Source organism: Streptomyces sp. PA03-6a, assembly GCF_033792765.1.
Taxonomy (GTDB): domain Bacteria; phylum Actinomycetota; class Actinomycetes; order Streptomycetales; family Streptomycetaceae; genus Actinacidiphila.
Genome location: NZ_JARAVK010000060.1, coordinates 1 through 16238 on the forward strand (window position 1 = coordinate 1; position 16238 = coordinate 16238).

General features: G+C 69.2%; 19 protein-coding genes. 5 read left to right on the plus strand and 14 right to left on the minus strand.

From position 1 onward, the window contains the following. Positions 1-541 precede the first annotated feature (541 nt). Complete coding sequence (locus PV350_RS16685; protein WP_499509878.1) at positions 542-1270, plus strand: hypothetical protein; 729 nt, start codon at positions 542-544, stop codon at positions 1268-1270. A 420-nt stretch (positions 1271-1690) separates the two neighbouring features. On the opposite strand, the gene PV350_RS16690 is transcribed toward PV350_RS16685, so the two are convergent. The 10 genes from PV350_RS16690 to PV350_RS16735 all read right to left on the minus strand — a co-directional run bounded on the left by PV350_RS16690 (position 1691) and on the right by PV350_RS16735 (position 9260). After that, the gene (locus PV350_RS16690) at positions 1691-3301 is read right to left on the minus strand and encodes a tetratricopeptide repeat protein (RefSeq protein WP_500334559.1); all 1611 of its coding nucleotides are present in this window, start codon (positions 3299-3301) and stop codon (positions 1691-1693) included. 1073 nt (positions 3302-4374) lie between these two features. Continuing rightward, the gene (locus PV350_RS16695) at positions 4375-5046 is read right to left on the minus strand and encodes a DUF4097 family beta strand repeat-containing protein (RefSeq protein WP_500334561.1); all 672 of its coding nucleotides are present in this window, start codon (positions 5044-5046) and stop codon (positions 4375-4377) included. Between the two features lie 356 nt (positions 5047-5402). Further along, on the minus strand, positions 5403-5531 hold the full coding sequence (locus PV350_RS16700) for a hypothetical protein (protein WP_500334563.1): 129 nt from the start codon (positions 5529-5531) through the stop codon (positions 5403-5405). Between the two features lie 156 nt (positions 5532-5687). Continuing rightward, positions 5688-6185 (minus strand): hypothetical protein, encoded by a 498-nt coding sequence (locus PV350_RS16705; RefSeq protein WP_500334565.1) that lies wholly within the window; start codon positions 6183-6185, stop codon positions 5688-5690. 105 nt (positions 6186-6290) lie between these two features. Next, positions 6291-6620, minus strand: a complete 330-nt coding sequence (locus PV350_RS16710; RefSeq protein ID WP_500334567.1) for a hypothetical protein — start codon at positions 6618-6620, stop codon at positions 6291-6293. Between the two features lie 9 nt (positions 6621-6629). Then, positions 6630-6875, minus strand: a complete 246-nt coding sequence (locus PV350_RS16715; protein ID WP_499509883.1) for a hypothetical protein — start codon at positions 6873-6875, stop codon at positions 6630-6632. A 209-nt stretch (positions 6876-7084) separates the two neighbouring features. Then, positions 7085-7648: a hypothetical protein gene (locus tag PV350_RS16720; protein ID WP_500334569.1), complete on the minus strand. Its 564-nt coding sequence runs from the start codon at positions 7646-7648 to the stop codon at positions 7085-7087. A gap of 65 nt (positions 7649-7713) precedes the next feature. Continuing rightward, positions 7714-8133, minus strand: coding sequence for an arsenate reductase ArsC (locus PV350_RS16725; protein ID WP_499509885.1), 420 nt, complete (start codon positions 8131-8133; stop codon positions 7714-7716). Between the two features lie 12 nt (positions 8134-8145). Further along, positions 8146-8874 carry an aquaporin gene (locus PV350_RS16730; RefSeq protein ID WP_500334570.1) on the minus strand — a complete coding sequence of 243 codons (729 nt, stop codon included), beginning with the start codon at positions 8872-8874 and terminating at the stop codon, positions 8146-8148. Beyond that, positions 8871-9260: an ArsR/SmtB family transcription factor gene (locus tag PV350_RS16735; protein ID WP_499509887.1), complete on the minus strand. Its 390-nt coding sequence runs from the start codon at positions 9258-9260 to the stop codon at positions 8871-8873. The genes PV350_RS16730 and PV350_RS16735 overlap by 4 nt, the downstream gene beginning before the upstream one ends. A 110-nt stretch (positions 9261-9370) precedes the next feature. Here PV350_RS16735 and PV350_RS16740 point away from each other — a divergent pair, with 110 nt between their 5' ends. Then, the gene (locus tag PV350_RS16740; protein ID WP_500334573.1) at positions 9371-9850 is read left to right on the plus strand and encodes an ArsI/CadI family heavy metal resistance metalloenzyme; all 480 of its coding nucleotides are present in this window, start codon (positions 9371-9373) and stop codon (positions 9848-9850) included. A 207-nt stretch (positions 9851-10057) separates the two neighbouring features. After that, positions 10058-11002, plus strand: a complete 945-nt coding sequence (locus tag PV350_RS16745; protein WP_500334574.1) for an alpha/beta hydrolase — start codon at positions 10058-10060, stop codon at positions 11000-11002. 113 nt (positions 11003-11115) lie between these two features. Here the strand turns inward: PV350_RS16745 and PV350_RS16750 are convergent, their stop codons facing one another. From PV350_RS16750 to PV350_RS16760, 3 genes are all read right to left on the minus strand, one after another. Next, entirely contained in the window at positions 11116-12039 is a 924-nt protein-coding gene (locus PV350_RS16750; RefSeq protein ID WP_499509890.1) for an NADP-dependent oxidoreductase, read from the minus strand. A gap of 166 nt (positions 12040-12205) precedes the next feature. Next, positions 12206-13489, minus strand: coding sequence for an MFS transporter (locus PV350_RS16755; RefSeq protein WP_500334575.1), 1284 nt, complete (start codon positions 13487-13489; stop codon positions 12206-12208). A gap of 25 nt (positions 13490-13514) precedes the next feature. Beyond that, positions 13515-14153 carry an HD domain-containing protein gene (locus PV350_RS16760; protein WP_499509892.1) on the minus strand — a complete coding sequence of 213 codons (639 nt, stop codon included), beginning with the start codon at positions 14151-14153 and terminating at the stop codon, positions 13515-13517. 137 nt (positions 14154-14290) lie between these two features. On the opposite strand from PV350_RS16760, the gene PV350_RS16765 reads away from it, so the two are divergent. Then, a complete protein-coding gene (locus PV350_RS16765) occupies positions 14291-15268 on the plus strand; it encodes a GlxA family transcriptional regulator (RefSeq protein WP_499509893.1) in 978 nt (325 codons plus the stop codon). An 82-nt stretch (positions 15269-15350) separates the two neighbouring features. On the opposite strand, the gene PV350_RS16770 is transcribed toward PV350_RS16765, so the two are convergent. Continuing rightward, positions 15351-15512: a hypothetical protein gene (locus PV350_RS16770; RefSeq protein WP_499509894.1), complete on the minus strand. Its 162-nt coding sequence runs from the start codon at positions 15510-15512 to the stop codon at positions 15351-15353. A gap of 32 nt (positions 15513-15544) precedes the next feature. On the opposite strand from PV350_RS16770, the gene PV350_RS16775 reads away from it, so the two are divergent. Then, complete coding sequence (locus PV350_RS16775; RefSeq protein ID WP_500334576.1) at positions 15545-16129, plus strand: DinB family protein; 585 nt, start codon at positions 15545-15547, stop codon at positions 16127-16129. The last annotated feature ends 109 nt before the right edge of the window (positions 16130-16238 follow it).

A 16238-nucleotide genomic window follows, 5' to 3' on the forward strand; every position in this document is an offset into this window, starting at 1 on the left:
ACCGCCTGCTGCGGTTGCTCTTACTTCCCACCTGGCCACTACTTCCTCTGGAACCTCACGTCCCAGTCTCCAGGTGTCCAACATCGAGGGGAAGCTTCACTCTTCCGGAGGAGCCCGAGGACCGTTGGCCGCACAGCGATGGCCGCGGTGATCTCGAACCTCCCTTCTGACCGATACGCGCACGGCACACCTGCAGACCATGGCAGCAGGTAAGAGACACACCAACCCAAGGTCTCGCGTGCCACATCCGTGCCAGAACGAGCGGGGTCCCACGAGGAATAGAAGTGCGCCAGGGTGCGCGCTGCCGGACTCCACCCAGGACATGGAACCCCAGATCAGGACAAGGGCCGCCCCACCTCGCTCCATAAAGCGGGTGTCAGGGGCGCCGGCGCTATCCCAAGGGGGCGCCCCGTGCGCTCCGCCGTCAGAGCCTGGTGAGACCGGTCCGCGAGAGTGGAAGTGCACCGAGCAGCCCCAACCCGTTGACCCCGGTCTCGTGCATGGCACGATGCCTGATCACGGACGAGCACAAGGAGATCCCATGAACGATCAAGGCACCCCTGTTTCGGCAGGTGGGTTCAGGGTCGTCGCTGTTGATGCCGACTGGCCAGAGTCACGGCAGTTCATGGGTGGCGGCGACAGCCGAGTCACCGGAGATATTCATGTGTCCCTGTGGTTCGGCTCTGCGTCCTATGACCCCCAGGTCGAGCACGTCATGGTTTTCAGCGCCTCCTCCGGCAGTGCAAAGGCCAGCGAGGCCCTGGAGGACGCTTTGGAGGACTACTGCCACCCCGGTGAGGGACTTCCGGCCAGCCTGCCGGTCTCCGAACCCATCACCATCACCGCAGACGGGAAACCCGTGACGTTCGAACTCTGGCGGAACAGCAGCAACCCTTACTGGGTCGCCCGGGGCCGTGTCGAGTACACCGAAGTGGTCCTGTCCGGCTACGAGATAGAACCCAGCGAGTTGCGCCTGGCCCTCGTGAACGACCTGGCCGCGTACTCGGCCCCGACCGCGTTCCTCCCGGCCCGGGAAGCGATCTCCGTTGCCGTGGGAAGCGATCTCCGGGCGGCGGGGCCCAGCCGACATTTGCAGGTGGACGAGGCGGACGCCGCGCTGCGGGCCCTGCGCGACATCGCCGCCCGGGGTGCCGCTCTCGGGGGACCCAGCCGGGAATTGCACGGCGAGGAGGCGGACACGGTGATGCGCGCCCTGCGCCACCTCACCCAGGGTGCCGGCCGTGCGGGAGAATTGGGAGCAGAGAGCTGATCAACTCCCGCTGCCCTGGCCCACTCCTCGAAGGCCGTCGGGCTCTCGTGGCCTGCGCTCCGCTGACAGTGTCTTCCCTGCACGCCGCCATGTTCCTCGAAGGCGGTGGCCATGTCCCACAGTGGAGCCGGAGTGCTCACGGCTCTCTGTCGAATCCGTGTTGAAGTTCGGCAACGCCCAATGTGGGACAGGGCCTTGACGCAGGGCACGCCAGGGATGCGCAAGGATCATCCAAGCGCCTTCTAAGCGCTCTATCACTCGGAACGTGCCGCAGCCGTGCCACTTTGTGCAGTCCACCGTGGTCAGCGGTCGTTCACCGCAGAGGAGACGTGTGAGTGACCTGGGCTGCCGCCAAGGGTTGCCGTCGAATCGTCACGGCCACATCAGGAGCGATCGAGGGTGGCGGCTTCTTCGTAGGCCTCAACTACGCCTCGCGCCGGAGAACCAACGCCCCCTCCCAGGAGCCGTAACTGTGCCAGCGCGCTCCGTAGCACGCAGTGCTACTGCGAGGTTGTTGCGACTGTGCCGGGTGTCGGGGTGGTCGGAGCCGAGGACGCGCTCGCGGGTGGTGAGAACCTGGCGGTGGAGGTCAGCCGCTTCCTGGTGCCGGCCGAAGTGGTTGAGCGCGTCGGCAAGGTTGTTGCGGCTGCGCAAAGTTTCGGGGTGTTCAGGGCCGAGGCAGCGGGCCGTGATCGAGTACGCCGCCTGATTCAGTTGTAGCGCGCTGCCGTAGTCGCCCAATTTTGTGAGGATCTGACTCATCTGGTCAACAGCGTCGGCAAGTTGACTGTTGTGTTGATTGGCGGTGTGCGTTGCGGCGCTGAGGATGTGAGGGGCGAGGAGGCGGACCGTGTCCCAGCCAGCGGCCCTAGCACTGATCACTTCTTGGGCTGCTTGGGTCAGCCGGTTGGTGAGGGCCTGGTGGTAGCGGTTGAAGTCAGTGGTTTCAGTGGTGTGGGTGTGGGCGGTGATCTCGCGTACGAGGGGGTGCAGGATGACATGTCCGAGAACGGGTTGTCCGTCTTGGCGCGTGGGTGTGTCGATGAGTCCGTAGGTGTGCAGGCCGTTGAGCGCAGCCTCCACTTCGATCTCGCCAGTCTGCTGCTCGGTGGCCTCAGTGACCAGTTCCTGGGTAAGGAGGGAGACGGGGATGGGGGCTGGCGCCATGAGGGACAGGAGCCGCAGTACTGGCCGTGCCAGCGGGGTGCCGTCGGCAGCGAGTTGGTCCAGTGACAGCTCCCATGTGCGGCGTATCAGGGTCCGTGCGACGGTCGGATCGCTCGCCTGGGGTTGTGTGGCCCCGAGCAATGTACCCAGCTGCGTGTCGATGGCGGTGGTGTACGCAGTGAAGGCGCGGTGGCGGCTACCGGGTGCGGCCAGATATCGGCCGACGGCGTGGAGCGCGAGCGGCAGGCCGCCGAGCCGGACCGCGAGTGCCCGCGCTTCTGCGGCGGTTCCTGCATGAGGCGCCGCGTCGCAGAGGACTTGGCCGCCGGCTGCGGGTCCCAGCGGGGCGACGCGGCGGAGGACGGCACGCGTGCCCCACACTGCGGGGTCGGTATTGCGGCTAGTGACCAGCAGCAAGCCCCTCCTGCCCGGCCGTATCCACCCCCGGTAAGACGCCACGTCCTCCCCGTCGGGACCGACGGCCTGCGGGTTATCGACGTTGTCGAGGATCAGGAGCCACCGACCAGTCTGCTCCAGCTGCTCCCACACCACATCTGGCAGTCCGGCCCGACCCGCGCGGGCCTCCTCGAGCCGGGCTTCAGGAAGGCCGCATGCCAGAGCGGTGCGGGTCATCTGCTCGGCCAGCTCCTCGGGGTTGCGCCAGCGGATCCAGAACACGTTCCGCCCTTCTGTGCGGGCGACGTCAGCCAGCGCCGTGGCCAGGGTGGTCTTTCCGATTCCACCCACCCCGCACACCACCACGTACTTCCCTTGCGGCCGGGGCAGCAGCCGCCTCAACACGTCGAGTTCGATGTCCCGGCCGCGGACGGGGGCAGAGCCGTGGGGTGCGCGCAGGGAGGTCATGCCGCCCCCCAGGACCCGCCCCAGCGGCACTAACCTCACCGGTCCGCTGACCCCCACGGAATCGGTAGCGTCCAAACGGCGGCTAACGAGCCCCAACACCAGCGCGGCAACCGCCAGTGCACCGAAGACCGACCACACCACCCATGGGCTCGAGGCCCAGTTAGGCACGACGTTCGTAACGTAGTTCGTCACCAGACCCAAAGCGCACGTCGCCGCCGCTCCAGACCCGCTGACGAAGAAGCCCACCCGCGCGCGCATGCCACTGCCCACACCGACCCCCCGCCACACGACTCCGCTAGCCCAAGGATGCGCCACCTCGCATCGTCCCCGGAACCACCACGCGCCCTTCAATTGGCGACCCTGGTACTACCGTTGGCGCCGCCTTAGGAGCTCTAAGGGCAAAGAATTCGGCATGGTTGGCAGGCGCATCTCAGCATCAAGCCCAGCGCGAACAATGGAAAATGCAGGGACGCCGGGAGGCTTACCTGGCGGCCATCCCGCTGGTGTTCATGGGCGCCGAGGCCATGGCGGCCCTCGGAGCCTACGAGGGACTGACGGGGATGCTCGGGGCAGCGGTGCGCCACACTAGTCGGGCCCTTCCCCACCACGCTGCCGGGAGCGCCGGCCCGGTCGCGGCTGACATCACCAGATGACATCAACGACGAGGGACAGCCGCGGAACGCGGCAGCCGAAGTTGGACAGGGGCCGCCTGTCGCGGGGTCTCCTGGCAGGCTGACTGAGGCCTGGCCCGAACTTACAAGGCAGGTGTCGGCGGTGCGAACCGTCCCCTGCTCACCAGCCCCAGCGCACGGCGAAGGCCCAGATCATCGGGCATGACTCCGGAAACCTGGGCCTTGATGGAGTTCATGGGACTCGATGTACATGGGGCCGCGGTCGTCGCGCGGGTGGCAGCGTTCGTCCCCGCTGCTTGTCACGGCGTCGCTCGGCCGGGTTTCCCGTGAACAGGGCGGCGTACTCCGACGGGTGTCGGTGTACGCCGCCCTGGGTGCGTCACGTTGCGGGAGACGGCCCGCGTTGCCATGGCGGTTGCTTCGCGTCCTGGTGGGAAGCGACTACAGGCTGCGGGCGGTGATGTCGCCGTAGGAGGTGGTCGCGTGGATGTCCAGGTCGGCGGCGGCACCGTCGGTGTTCTTGAGGGTGTTGTGGATCCGGCCGTAGGCGGTGCCGGCGTCCAGGGAGGCGGAGGCTCCGCGGGCGGCGCCCACCGAGATCTGGCCGTGCTCGGTCCGCAGTGTGACGGTGCCGCGTACGGCTTCGGTGATGAGGAGGTCGCCCTTCTGGGTGCTGATCTCGGCGGGGCCGCCCAGGCGTCCGACGGCGATGTCGCCGGCGAGGACGGAGATGCGGGCGCTCTCGGCCTCGTCGAGCTTGACCGTGGCCTGCTGGCCCTCGAAGGCGACGTCGCCGAGCCGTCCCACGCCGCGGAGTTCGGCGGCGGCCGCCTTCGCCTCGATGCGCGAGCCCGTGGGCAGTTGGACCGTCACGTCGATGGACCCGGATGCGCCGAGGACCCGGTTCTTCGCCGCCGGGAGCTCGATCCGCAGCACGCCGTCGCGGTAGGCCACCTCGGCCTGCTCCGCCGCCTTCACGTCACGGCTCTTCGCGGCGTCCGCGGGCAGGACCTCGACGGTGGCGTCGGCCCGGTCGGCGGCGATGAACCGGATGCGTCCGGCCGGGACGTCGAGGACGGCCAGGATCGGGGCGGGGGTGTCGAACTTCTGCATCGTGCTCTCCTTCGTCTCCATCGGGCGCCGATGCGTCCCGGTGTTTCTGACAAAAGAAACGCTACGTTGCGTTTGCTGATGTGGCAACAGACTTGTTGCGCAACTAATCTGTTCTTGCAGGTCATTGCGGAGAATTCATTGCAATGGTTGTGGACGCAACGCAATGCCTCACTCTTGAGGCATTGCAATGGATGAAAGGTGAACGCTACAGAGAAGACCCCGCGGGCCACGAAGTAGGCCGCGATGGCCGGGAGGCCGACCCGCCGCCCGGGAGCGGGCGGCACCGACGCGCCAGGCCCAGATCCCCGACGGACGGCCGGCGTTGATGGTCACACGGCCCACCCGTCGCCACGGCCTCAGCCCGTTGCGGCCCGCCGCCAGACGGAGGCGAGGGCGATGCGCTGGAGTTGCCGCGTGGTCAGGACGGGTTCGGCCCGGGACGCAGGCAGTTGGTAAGCGGGCGCCTTGACCGCGGTGATCACCACGCGCAGGCCGTCGGTGCGCAGCGTGTCGACGGTCCATTCGACGGCGCCTGCTCCACCGTGTGACGACGGAGCCGTGTGGATGCCGACGCGCGTGCCGTCCGCGAGCGTGCGGGCGGAGTGGAACAGCTCGCCGAGGGCGGGGCTCCCGGGCTTCCACTACTGGACGTTGACGGCGATGAGACTCTCGCCCCGGCCGTCGTCGACTGTGAGGTGGCCGAAGCCGAGCGACCCGTCCTGCTGTGCGGTGCGCAGTGCCGGGGGCAGCAGGTCGGCGATGGTGTCCGTGATCTGACGGCCGGTCATCCTGGGGACGAGCGACGTTCCGGGGGGAGCGGTCCGCGGGACGGGCGCGGCGGACAGGACGGGCTTCCGGGCGGGGGAACCGGCGATGGCCGCGAGATCCTTCGCCGTCAGGGGAAGCGGGGACTCCCCGGCCGTCGGGCCCCCGGTGGCACCAGGGGCCTGTGAGACGAACACCTTGGCGCCGTCCTTGTGGGTGAGCAGCGTGGTCAGCACGTCCGCCCCCGACGGTCGCTTCTCGTCCACCGGGGACCGGTCCTGCGTGAGCAGGGCTCCGTCGGACAGCCGGGCCTGCGTGCAGTGGCTGTACGGGTGGTAGGCCGAGTCGGGGCACGTCGAGAACTGCTCGGGCACCGGAAGCGGGTACCGGTTCACGGTGACCGTGAGCCGTGCCGCCCGTCCGCCCCTGGTGAAGACCACCTGGGCGGAGGGCGGCCGGCCGGTCTTGCCGTCCGGTTCCTAACCGTACTGCTCCGAGAGGGTGCCCTCGGGCAGCACGGTTCTCAGGATGTCCAGCATCTGCCGGGCCGACCCCTGGGTGGGCGCGGAAGCGTCGGGCTGCTTTCCCGTGTGCGGGGAGCCGCACCCGGCGAGCGCGAGGACTGCCAGGCCGGCGGCGAGGAGCGTCCTCGCGGCCGGTCCGTGCGATCCCCTTGCCGGGGTGCCGGCCGCCGGCGGCAGGTCGTGCCTACGGGGCGGCGGCCCCTGGCCGTCCGAGTCGCCCTTTCGTGACGGCGAGCCGGACGGTCGCACGGTGGGACGTTCGCGCTTCATGGGGTCGGTCGGCATCGCTTCAGGTCAGATTCCGGGGTGGGAGATCGAGCTGATGGCGTCGCTGTACGGGTAGCTCAGGTTGCTCCACTGCGAGTTGGGGGCCCAGTAGCCGTAGGTGCCCTGGAAGTTGTAGTCGTTCCAGGTCTCCATGGCCTGCGTGCCCGTCCGTAGCGACTGGATGTTGTCGTTGAGGTCGATGCCGATGGTGGTGATCTTGGCCAGGCGGGGTACGTCCTTGTAGCCCCGGCTCGGGCCGTTGGTGCAGTTCACGAAGCCGGGGTCCCTGCACAGGCTCCAGTTGCCCTCGCCGGCGGCCGGCGCGGCGGCGGCGGAGCCGGCGGCGGCACCGAGGACGCCGACGGTACTTCGCGGGCAGCTCGCCGGTGCCGCACATCGGGCGAGCGAAGCGGCTCCTCAAGGCCCGCGTTCGTTGCCGCAGGCGGGGCCCGGCGACGTCGCCCCGCGTCGGTGCGTCCGGCTCAGATCTTTCCCGTGAGCACGCGGATGCGGTGACCCAACACCCGTCCGAGGGCGGCAGTGAAGCGAGGGTGGAGGGGCGGCCAGTCGTCGAACTGGAAGCCCAGGTAGGCGAAGGCGAAGTGGTCGCCGGTCCACTCCCAGTCGGGGAGCGGTGTGGGGTGGGCGCACGCCGGGCAGTCGAGGTCGGCGGCGCCCGTGGTGTACGAGGTGTCGACGGTCTCGACGGTCTCGACGGGCCAGGCGGACGTAGCGCACTGGCAGCGGGGGCAGACGGCCGAAGGGATTTCGTCCGGGCCGGCGACGAAGACCGTACGGCCCCTGACCACCTGGACCTCGCCTCCGGGCTCCTCCTCCAACTCCCTGATCCGGGCACGCCAGTCCCAGGGGACCAGGTCGACCGTCTCCCGCCAGCGTGGACCGGCCAGGTGTGCCACGCCGTCCCGCCACGGCACCGGGCGGATGAAGCCTTCGGCCTCGAGCCAGCCCCTGCCCCGCAGGCCCCACACGTCCGCCTCCTCCGCCGAGGCGTCCAGGTCCACGACGGTCTGCCGGTAGGTACCCACAGCCCCCTCCCCCCTCGCGCCCTGCAGCCGAGCTTACGGACGGCGAAGGTCAGGTGATCCGGCGGTCATGACCGCGCCTCGACGCCGAGTTCGGTGAGCAGCCCCATGATGCGCTGCTCGATCTCGTCGCGGATCGGGCGGACGGCGTCGACGCCCTGGCCTGCGGGGTCGTCCAGCTGCCAGTCGAGGTAGCGCTTGCCGGGGAAGTACGGGCAGGCGTCCCCGCAGCCCATGGTGATGACCACGTCGGAGGACCGCACCGCTTCGGTGGTGAGGACCTTGGGGACCTCGGCGGAGATGTCGATCCCGGCTTCCTCCATGGCCTCCACCACGGCGGGGTTGACCGCGTCGGCGGGGGCGGAGCCGGCCGAGCGGACCTCGACCCGGTCCCCGGCGAGGTGGGTGAGGAAGGCGGCGGCCATCTGGGAACGGCCGGCGTTGTGGACGCAGACGAACAGCACGGACGGGACGGCGGGAGTGCTCACGAGGTTCCTTGATCAGAGGCTGGTGGCGGCGAGTCCGGGCTCGGCGACGGGCGTCGCGGCTTGGGCTGTGCGTCCGAAGAGGACGGCGACCAAGGCCATGCCGAGGGCGGCGCCGACGAGCTGGGCGGCGACGAAGGGCCCCACGGAGGCGGGGGCGATGCCGGCGAAGGTGTCGGAGAAGGCGCGGCCGATCGTCACGGCGGGGTTGGCGAAGCTGGTGGACGAGGTGAACCAGTAGGCGGCGCCGATGTAGCAGGCGACCGCTGCCGGGGCGAGGCGCTGCTGCCCGGTACGACCAAGGCCGAGGACGAGCAGGATCAGGCCCGCGGTCGCGACGACCTCGCCCAGCCACAGGTGGCCGGCGGACCGGTCGTGCGCGGACCAGGCCACCAGGGGTTCGGCGAACATCGCGTCGGCCAGGACGGCCCCACCGACGGCGCCGGCGACCTGCACGAACACGTAGGCAGCGGCCTCACGCGGAGAGGGCCCGCTTCCGGTGGCGCGGCCCGTCCACCAGGCGGCGACGGTGACGACGGGGTTGAAGTGCGCGCCGGAGACGGGTCCGAGCAGGACGATGAGCACGCCCAGGCCGAACACCGTCGCGAGGGAGTTGGCGAGCAGTTGAACGCCGACGTCCCGGGAGAGCTGGGTGGCCTGGATGCCCGAACCCACCACGACCGCGACCAGGGCGGCCGTGCCGACGAACTCGGCCGCGACCCGCCGGCCGAGGGAAGCGGTCATCCGAGGACCCCGGCGGCAGCCGGTTCGGCCGGCGCCTGAAGGAGCGCGGAGAGCCGCGCCAGCGCGGGCGGCAGCACCCAGTAGTAGACCCAGGTGCCGCGCCGCTCGGAGCCGACCAGCCCGGCTTCGCGGAGCACCTTCAGGTGGTGCGAGATCGTCGGCTGCGACACGTCGAACGGCCCGGTCAGGTCGCACACGCAGGCCTCGCCGCCCTCGTAGGAGGCGATCAGCGACAGCAGCCGCAGTCGCACGGGGTCCGACAGCGCCTTGAACATGCGCGCGAGGTCGACCGCGTCCGCCTCACCGAGGGGTTCGCGGACCATCGGCGAGCAGCACGCGACGGCCTGGTCGTCCTGCCCGAGGATCCGCAGCTCTGATTTCGACATGTGTCTATGTTGACGGATGTCGATCCAGCTGGCAACCTCGGGCTGGTCGAGCTGTATCGATGATTGTCGATACAGAAGCAGATGGCAGATAGCAGATGAGGGAGACCGTCATGTCCCGTGTTCAGCTCGCCCTGCGCGTCGCCGACCTCGAGGCGTCCATCGCGTTCTACTCCAGGCTCTTCGGCGTCGAGCCCGCCAAACTCCGCCCCGGCTACGCGAACTTCGCCATCGTCGAGCCCCCGCTCAAGCTCGTCCTGATCGAGGGCGAGGACGGTCAGGACACCCGCCTGGACCACCTCGGCGTCGAGGTCGCCTCCACCGAGCAGGTCGCCGCCGCCACCGGGCGGCTCCAGGACGCCGGTCTGGCCACCTTCGAGGAGAACGACACCTCCTGCTGTTACGCCCTCCAGGACAAGGTCTGGGTCACCGGCCCCGGCAGGGAGCCGTGGGAGGTCTACGTGGTCAAGGCCGACGCCGACACCCTCGGCAAGAGCGCCGAGGGCGTCCCGGCCGCCGAAGGCGCCGGCTGCGCCTGCGGCCACGGCACCACCGCTCATCGCGATCGCCCGACGATGACCGGCTGCTGCTGAACGTCACCGCTCCGCACGGCTTTTGGCCACGTCGTGGCGTCATGTGCACGACCCACGACGGCCGTACGGGGGCAGACGATCGACCTTACGATTGCACTTACGTGCGGGCGCTGATGCGTCACCTCGCCAACGTGGGGATAGGGCCTGTCCCGGAGGGATGTGATGACGTCACTCGGATTCCCAAGGCTGCGGGAACGCGTAAGGGAGTTGTCGGACGAGCAGCGGTACGCGGACGCGTACCGCCTCGTCACCGACGAGGGGCCGCAGTTCACCGAGAACGAATCGGATGTCTACTACCTGCGGTCGTGCGCGGCCGCACGGATGGGTGATGCCGAGCTTGCCGTGGCGCTCTTGCGGGAAGCCCTGGCGCGGGGCCACTGGTACGGCGAAGTGCTACTGCGTCAGTCGCCGTCCTGGGAGTTCTTGCAGGGTACGGCCGACTTCGAGGAGGCGGCGCGTGAAAGCACGGCTCGCCTGCGGGCCGCCTGCGGCCCGACACGCTCCCTCGCCATGGGCCACGAAACCGGGGCGGAGCCGTACCGCGCGGTCGTCGCTCTGCATGGCAACGGCGGGAACGCCCACGAATCGATGAGCGGCTGGCGAGGGGTCGTGGGCGCAGGCCGACTGCTCGTGGCCTTCCAGTCCTCGCAGTGGATCGCACGGAATCGCGCTGTCTGGGACGACGAGGCCGTGGCCTTGCGGGACGTCCGCGAACAGTACGCGGCGCTGACGACGGATCACCGGTTGGACCCGGATCACCTGGTCGTCGCGGGCTTCTCCATGGGCGCCGAGACCGCCTTGCGCACGGCGCTCGAAGGGAGCGTCCCGGCCCGTGGCTTCGTCCTGCTGGGGATGGCCGGGCCGCGTACGGCCCATCCCGCGTCCTGGTTGCCGTTCATCGAGAAGCGGCACCGGAGCGGCCTTCCGTTGCGCGGCTCTTTCTTCGTGGGCGCGGACGACGATGGCGGCGTGCGGTACGAGAAGCTGTCCGCACTCGCCGGTTTCCTCACCTCGCAGGGAGTCCCCTGCGAGGTGGAAGTGCTGCCGGGACTCGGGCACGAGTATCCGGGCGACCTTCTCCCCCACATCAGGCGGGCACTCGCCTTCATCCACTCGGACGACCGGGGACACACCATCGCCGACGTTCCTTAGTCCGCTTCGTAGGGCGCAGCAGGCGCCCAGGGGCGCCCGGCGTCACGGCCGGCCGGGCGCGCTGTTCCCCCACACGGCGCGCCCGGCCTGCCCTTGCGGGCGTGCGCCCGCACTCAGCCTTCCGTGACCCGGATGATCGTCTTGCCGGGGGTGCGGCGCCCCTTGTGGGTGAAGGCTGCGGGTGCCTCGGACAGGGGCAGCACATCCCCGACGATCGGCTTGAGTCGTCCGTCCCGGACCCGCTGGACGAGGTCCGCGAGACGTGCCCGGTCGGCCTCGACGACGAAGAAGACGGCCCGCCCGTCGTCGGGCTGGACGGCTGGTGGCTCCACGATGGTGACGAGCGTGCCGCCGGCGCGGACCAGCGCCGTCGAGCGTTCGAGGATGTCGCCGCCGAACACATCGAGTACCAGGTCGACCTTGCCGACGTCTTCGAGCCGGTCGTTCTCCAGGTCCACGTACGCGTCCGCGCCCAGATCGAGCGCGGTGCTCCTGCCCGCGGCCCGGCCGGTGCCGATCACCCGGGCGCCCGCCTCGCGTGCCAGCTGCACGGCGATCGACCCGACCCCGCCCGTGGCACCGTGGATCAAGACGGTCCGGCCCGTGGTGAGCTGTCCGTGGTCGAAGAGGCCCTGCCATGCGGTCAGCCCGGAGATCGGCAGCGCGGCGGCCACCGTGTGGTCGACGTCCGCCGGGAGCGGAGCGAGATTGCGGGCCTCCACCGCGACGTACTCGGCCAGTGAGCCGTTCCTGGTCCAGTCGGCCAGACCGAACACCCGCTGGCCCACGGTCAGGCCCGTGGTTCCGTAGCCCAGTTCGGCCACGACGCCCGACAGTTCGTGCCCGGGTACGGTCGGCGTCCGGTCACGGCCGGCCCGGTCGGACCAGGTTCCCGGCCACTCGAGCTCCCCCGGTGTGAAGCCCGCGGCGTGCACCCGCACGATGACGTCGTTCTCGGCGGCGTGCGGGTGGGGCATGTCCGTGAGCGAGAGCCCATCGGCTCCGGCGTTCCGGTCCCGAGCGGTGACGGCTTGCATGACAAGTCCTCTCTTAAGGAAATTTACACATCAGAATTTCGCCGACACGGAAAGACCATTCGCTGTTCGGCGCGCACGAGAATCCATGACCACACCAAGATATCGACACCATCGCAGAAAATTGTTCTGTGCTTTGTCATGAATTCCCTCTGCCATCAACAAACACTCAGTGAGCGATCCCTTCGCCATGAGGTCGGCTCCGACTCCCGGTCCGCGGGTGCGCGCGTATCCGGCCCCCGAGAGGCCTGTGAGCACGTGACCGGCCGGCGTGGAGGGCGGCACCCATGGAGAGCACCCCGACGAACCCGACGTACAGGTAGCCCGTGGTCTCCAGCCCCCAGACGGGAGCCGCGAACCCCGCCGCGAGGGCGGGGAGGCTGAGCGCCGCGTAGCTGATCACGTAGACGGCGGAGAAGACCTCCGACCGCGACTTCGCGCTCGTGACCTCGCTGATCGCGCGGAGGGTGCCGTTGAAGGTCAGGCCGACCCCGAGCCCCGCGACGACCGCTCCGATCGCAAAGGCGACCGCTGACGCGAGAGCCATCGCGACCGCCAGTCCGGCCGCGCCCAGGGCCAGGGCCACCGCTCCCAGCAGGGTGGCGAGCCGAGCCGTGTGCCGCACGGACCACAAGCCGCCCACGCTGTTGGCCAGGAACAGCACTGCGATGCTCACTCCGCCCGCGGCGCCGGACCGCACGTGCAGGACGTTGCCCACCAGCGATGGGGTGAGCGCGAGGAACAACCCCGTGACGGACCACCCTGCGACGAGGGCGGGGACGGAGGCGAGAAACGCCGGCCGGGCTTCCCGGGGGACCCGGACCCTGGGGCGCAGCAACGCCAGTCCGCCGGCGCGCGGGGCGCGCGTCTCGGGCATCGCGGGGACGACCGCGACCAGCACCACGAAAGTGCAGGTGAGGACGGGAAAGACGTACGCGTCGGGACGCGAGGTGAACGGGATCAGCAACCCCACCGTCGCCGCGCCGGCGGCCATGCCGAAACTCGTGCCCACCGCCGTCATCGTCGGCCCCAGATGCGGACGTCCCGTGGGCGAGAGCTCGACCAGACCGGCGGCGAGACCACCCGTGGCCGCCCCGGTGGCGATGCCCTGCACCACCCGCGCGACCAGGAGGGACACGACGCCATCGGCCGTCCAGAAGATCGCCGTGCTGACCGCCGCCACCAAGAGGGCGGCGGCCAGCACCGGACGGCGGCCCACGTGGTCGCTCAGCGATCCGACCGTGAGCAGGGCACCGAGCAGACCCACGACGTACACCGCGAAGACCACCGTCAGCATCGTGACCGACAATCCCCAACGCGCCCGGTACAGGGGGTAGATCGGTGAGGGTGCGCTCGCCGTGGCCATCATCACCACGTTCGCGGAGACGAGAACGGTGAAGGCGGCGCCTCGTCCGAGACGGACGCCGGCGCGACACCGATTCACGTGTTTCATCACGTTGTCTACTACGGCTCTCTGCTCAGCTCGACCAGGGCGCGCCCATGATGCGCTCGACCGTGGTCGTACGACGGAAGCCGGGGATGAAGTGCTCCAGAACGTCCGCGTTCACGGTCCCGTTCGTGGTCTCCGGGCGGTGCTGGAGTCCGTCGACGAAGGCCTGCAGGAACTCGTTCTTGAAGTCGCCCCGCGGATGGAGGGCGATCACCTCTTCCACCTGGGCGCGGTCCAACTCGTCCAGGCCCAGGCCGAGCACGTCGGTCAGCACGCCGAGATTTGTGATGGCGATCTCCGGGCCCATCCGGTCGGGAATTCCCGGTGTCGTGTGCAGCGCGATGGCCGTCCAGACCACGTCGGCGGCCGTGGCCGGGAAACCGCGTTCCAGCATGAACTTGCGCGCGTGGTCGGCTCCGTCGACCTCGAAGCGCTGCTCCACGTCGGAAAAGGGCGTCATGAGGCCGGTGTCGTGGAACATGGAGGACAGGTAGAGCAGCTCCGGGTCGGGGTCAAGTCCGAGCCTGCGGGCATGAATGGCGCCGAAGACGAAAACGCGCCGGGAGTGATGGTAGATGAGGGGGCTGGTCGTCTCCTGAATGAGTCGGGTGGCTTCGGCGACCGCGGCTGTTTCGGGAATCTCTACGCCGGCGATGATCTCGGTCATGACCTCTGCGCTTTCTGATATCGGTGTGTTATGAAGGAACGGTGCCTCCGACTTCCACACTGCCGACCACCGGGCGTCCGGCGCCACCGCAGTCCCGCCACGAGTCACCCGAATCCGGACGGGCGGAGAATGGGGTTGTGAAGCCTGCCGCGCATCAGGTCGTGATCCTCGTCTACGACGGGGTCACGTTGCTGGACGTCGCCGGCCCCGCGGAGGTGTTCGCGGAAGCGAACCGGTTCGGGGCCGACTACCAGGTCGTGCTGGTCTCACCGACCGGGGACGACGTCGCCTCGTCCATCGGGGTCAGGATCGCCGTCTCCGGCGCCGCCACGGAACGTGCCCCCCATACGTTCCTGGTGGCCGGCTCGGACCTCTACCCGCGCAACGCCGTCGCCCGTGACCTGCTCGAAGCGGCGCAGACACTGGCCGTCAAGGCCGACCGAGTCGCGTCGATCTGCACCGGGGCATTCGTCCTCGGCGCCGCCGGTCTCCTGGACGGCAAGCGTGCGACGACGCACTGGAAGGTCACGGACCAACTCGCGGCCCGGCACCGGGCCAGCCGCGTCGAGCCCGACGCGATCTACGTCCGTGACGGCACCACGTACACCTCGGCGGGCGTGACCGCCGGCATCGACCTCGCGCTGGCACTCGTCGAGGAGGACTACGGCCCTGATCTGACCCGCGACGTCGCCCGTTCCCTGGTGGTGTATTTGCAGCGTTCGGGAGGCCAGTCCCAATTCTCGGCCCCGCTGCAAGGACCACCGCCCCGCTCCCCTGCCATCCGCAGGATCACCGACCTGGTGACGGCCGATCCCGCGGGCAATTACTCGGTCGGCGAGCTCGCCAAGCACCTCAATTTGAGTCCTCGGCACCTCACCCGGCTCTTTCGCGACGAACTTTCCACCACGCCGGCCCGGTACGTGGAGACGGTCCGGTTCGACATGGCGAAGGCCCTGCTCGACCAAGGGCACACCGCGACCCAGGTGGCATCCCTCGCCGGATTTCCGAGTTACGAGAGCATGCGAAGGGTTTTCGTGAGGAAAATGGCGATAAGCCCCGCCGCGTATCAGCGCCGCTTCAGGACCGCGCACCGCGCCGAAACAGGGCAGCAGTGAGAATTCCTCGCATTTGCTGAATCGATGTGTCGGATCCGCACAAGCGGCACGGCAGACTCCTCGCACGCCAGGATCCGCGCCATCAGCGCCGGTCGGGCTCCGCTTCGTCATCCTGGCCCGGCTCGCGGGTGGCGAGGGGAAGGAGGCCGCCGACGCGGACGGCCTCCTCCTCGCCGAGCATGGCGCTCAGGACGACGCCGTCGTGCGGTGTTCGGTCCCCCCTTCGATGCGGCTCGAGCGCCAAGATACGAGCAATCCATGGCAGGCTCATGTCGCATGATCGATGAATTCGCGAAGGACAACCTGCACGGGAGACTGCGGCGGGACCGCAAGGCGCTGCTCTGGAAACTCGACGGCTTGTCCGAATACGACGCCCGCCGGCCTTTGACAGCGACCGGGACCAACCTCCTTGGCCTGGTCAAACACGTGGCCACCGTCGAGGCCAGGTACTTCGGCGAGGTCTTCGACCGCCCTTCCCCGGAACCGCTGCCCCGGTGGCAGGACTCCGACGGCAGCGATCTGTGGGCGACCGAGGACAAGACCCGCGATCAGATCACCGGGTTCTACCGGCGCACGTGGGAACACTCGGACGCGACGATCAACGAGCTTCCCCTCGACGCCCCCGGCCACGTGCCGTGGTGGCCGGAGCCTTATGCCGACACGAACCTGTTCGCCATCATGGTCCATGTCCTCGGCGAGTCCATCCGGCACGCCGGGCACGCCGACATCCTGCGCGAGGGCCTCGACGGCCGGACCGGGTTGCGCGCCGAACACGAGCAGCAGATCGACGAGGAAGCCCGTGCAGCCCACTGCGCGAAGATCGAGCAGGCCGCCAGGTCGGCCGCACGAGTCAAGGCGTAGAGGTTGTCCCCCGTGAAGTGATGTTCGTGCGGCATGACGCCGGTCATGGGTGCTGAGCTACCCGATCCGGCTTTCGGACGCACGCGCAGGGACGGCCCCCACGTCCGCA

Bases quoted from the DNA above. Each gene is read 5' to 3' on its own strand.
- PV350_RS16685 (WP_499509878.1), top strand. From the start codon at position 542: ATGAACGATCAAGGCACCCCTGTTTCGGCAGGTGGGTTCAGGGTCGTC.
- PV350_RS16690 (WP_500334559.1), bottom strand. From the start codon at position 3,301: ATGACCTCCCTGCGCGCACCCCACGGCTCTGCCCCCGTCCGCGGCCGG.
- PV350_RS16695 (WP_500334561.1), bottom strand. From the start codon at position 5,046: ATGCAGAAGTTCGACACCCCCGCCCCGATCCTGGCCGTCCTCGACGTC.
- PV350_RS16710 (WP_500334567.1), bottom strand. From the start codon at position 6,620: ATGCCGACCGACCCCATGAAGCGCGAACGTCCCACCGTGCGACCGTCC.
- PV350_RS16730 (WP_500334570.1), bottom strand. From the start codon at position 8,874: ATGACCGCTTCCCTCGGCCGGCGGGTCGCGGCCGAGTTCGTCGGCACG.
- PV350_RS16735 (WP_499509887.1), bottom strand. From the start codon at position 9,260: ATGTCGAAATCAGAGCTGCGGATCCTCGGGCAGGACGACCAGGCCGTC.
- PV350_RS16740 (WP_500334573.1), top strand. From the start codon at position 9,371: ATGTCCCGTGTTCAGCTCGCCCTGCGCGTCGCCGACCTCGAGGCGTCC.
- PV350_RS16750 (WP_499509890.1), bottom strand. From the start codon at position 12,039: ATGCAAGCCGTCACCGCTCGGGACCGGAACGCCGGAGCCGATGGGCTC.
- PV350_RS16755 (WP_500334575.1), bottom strand. From the start codon at position 13,489: ATGAAACACGTGAATCGGTGTCGCGCCGGCGTCCGTCTCGGACGAGGC.
- PV350_RS16760 (WP_499509892.1), bottom strand. From the start codon at position 14,153: ATGACCGAGATCATCGCCGGCGTAGAGATTCCCGAAACAGCCGCGGTC.
- PV350_RS16775 (WP_500334576.1), top strand. From the start codon at position 15,545: ATGATCGATGAATTCGCGAAGGACAACCTGCACGGGAGACTGCGGCGG.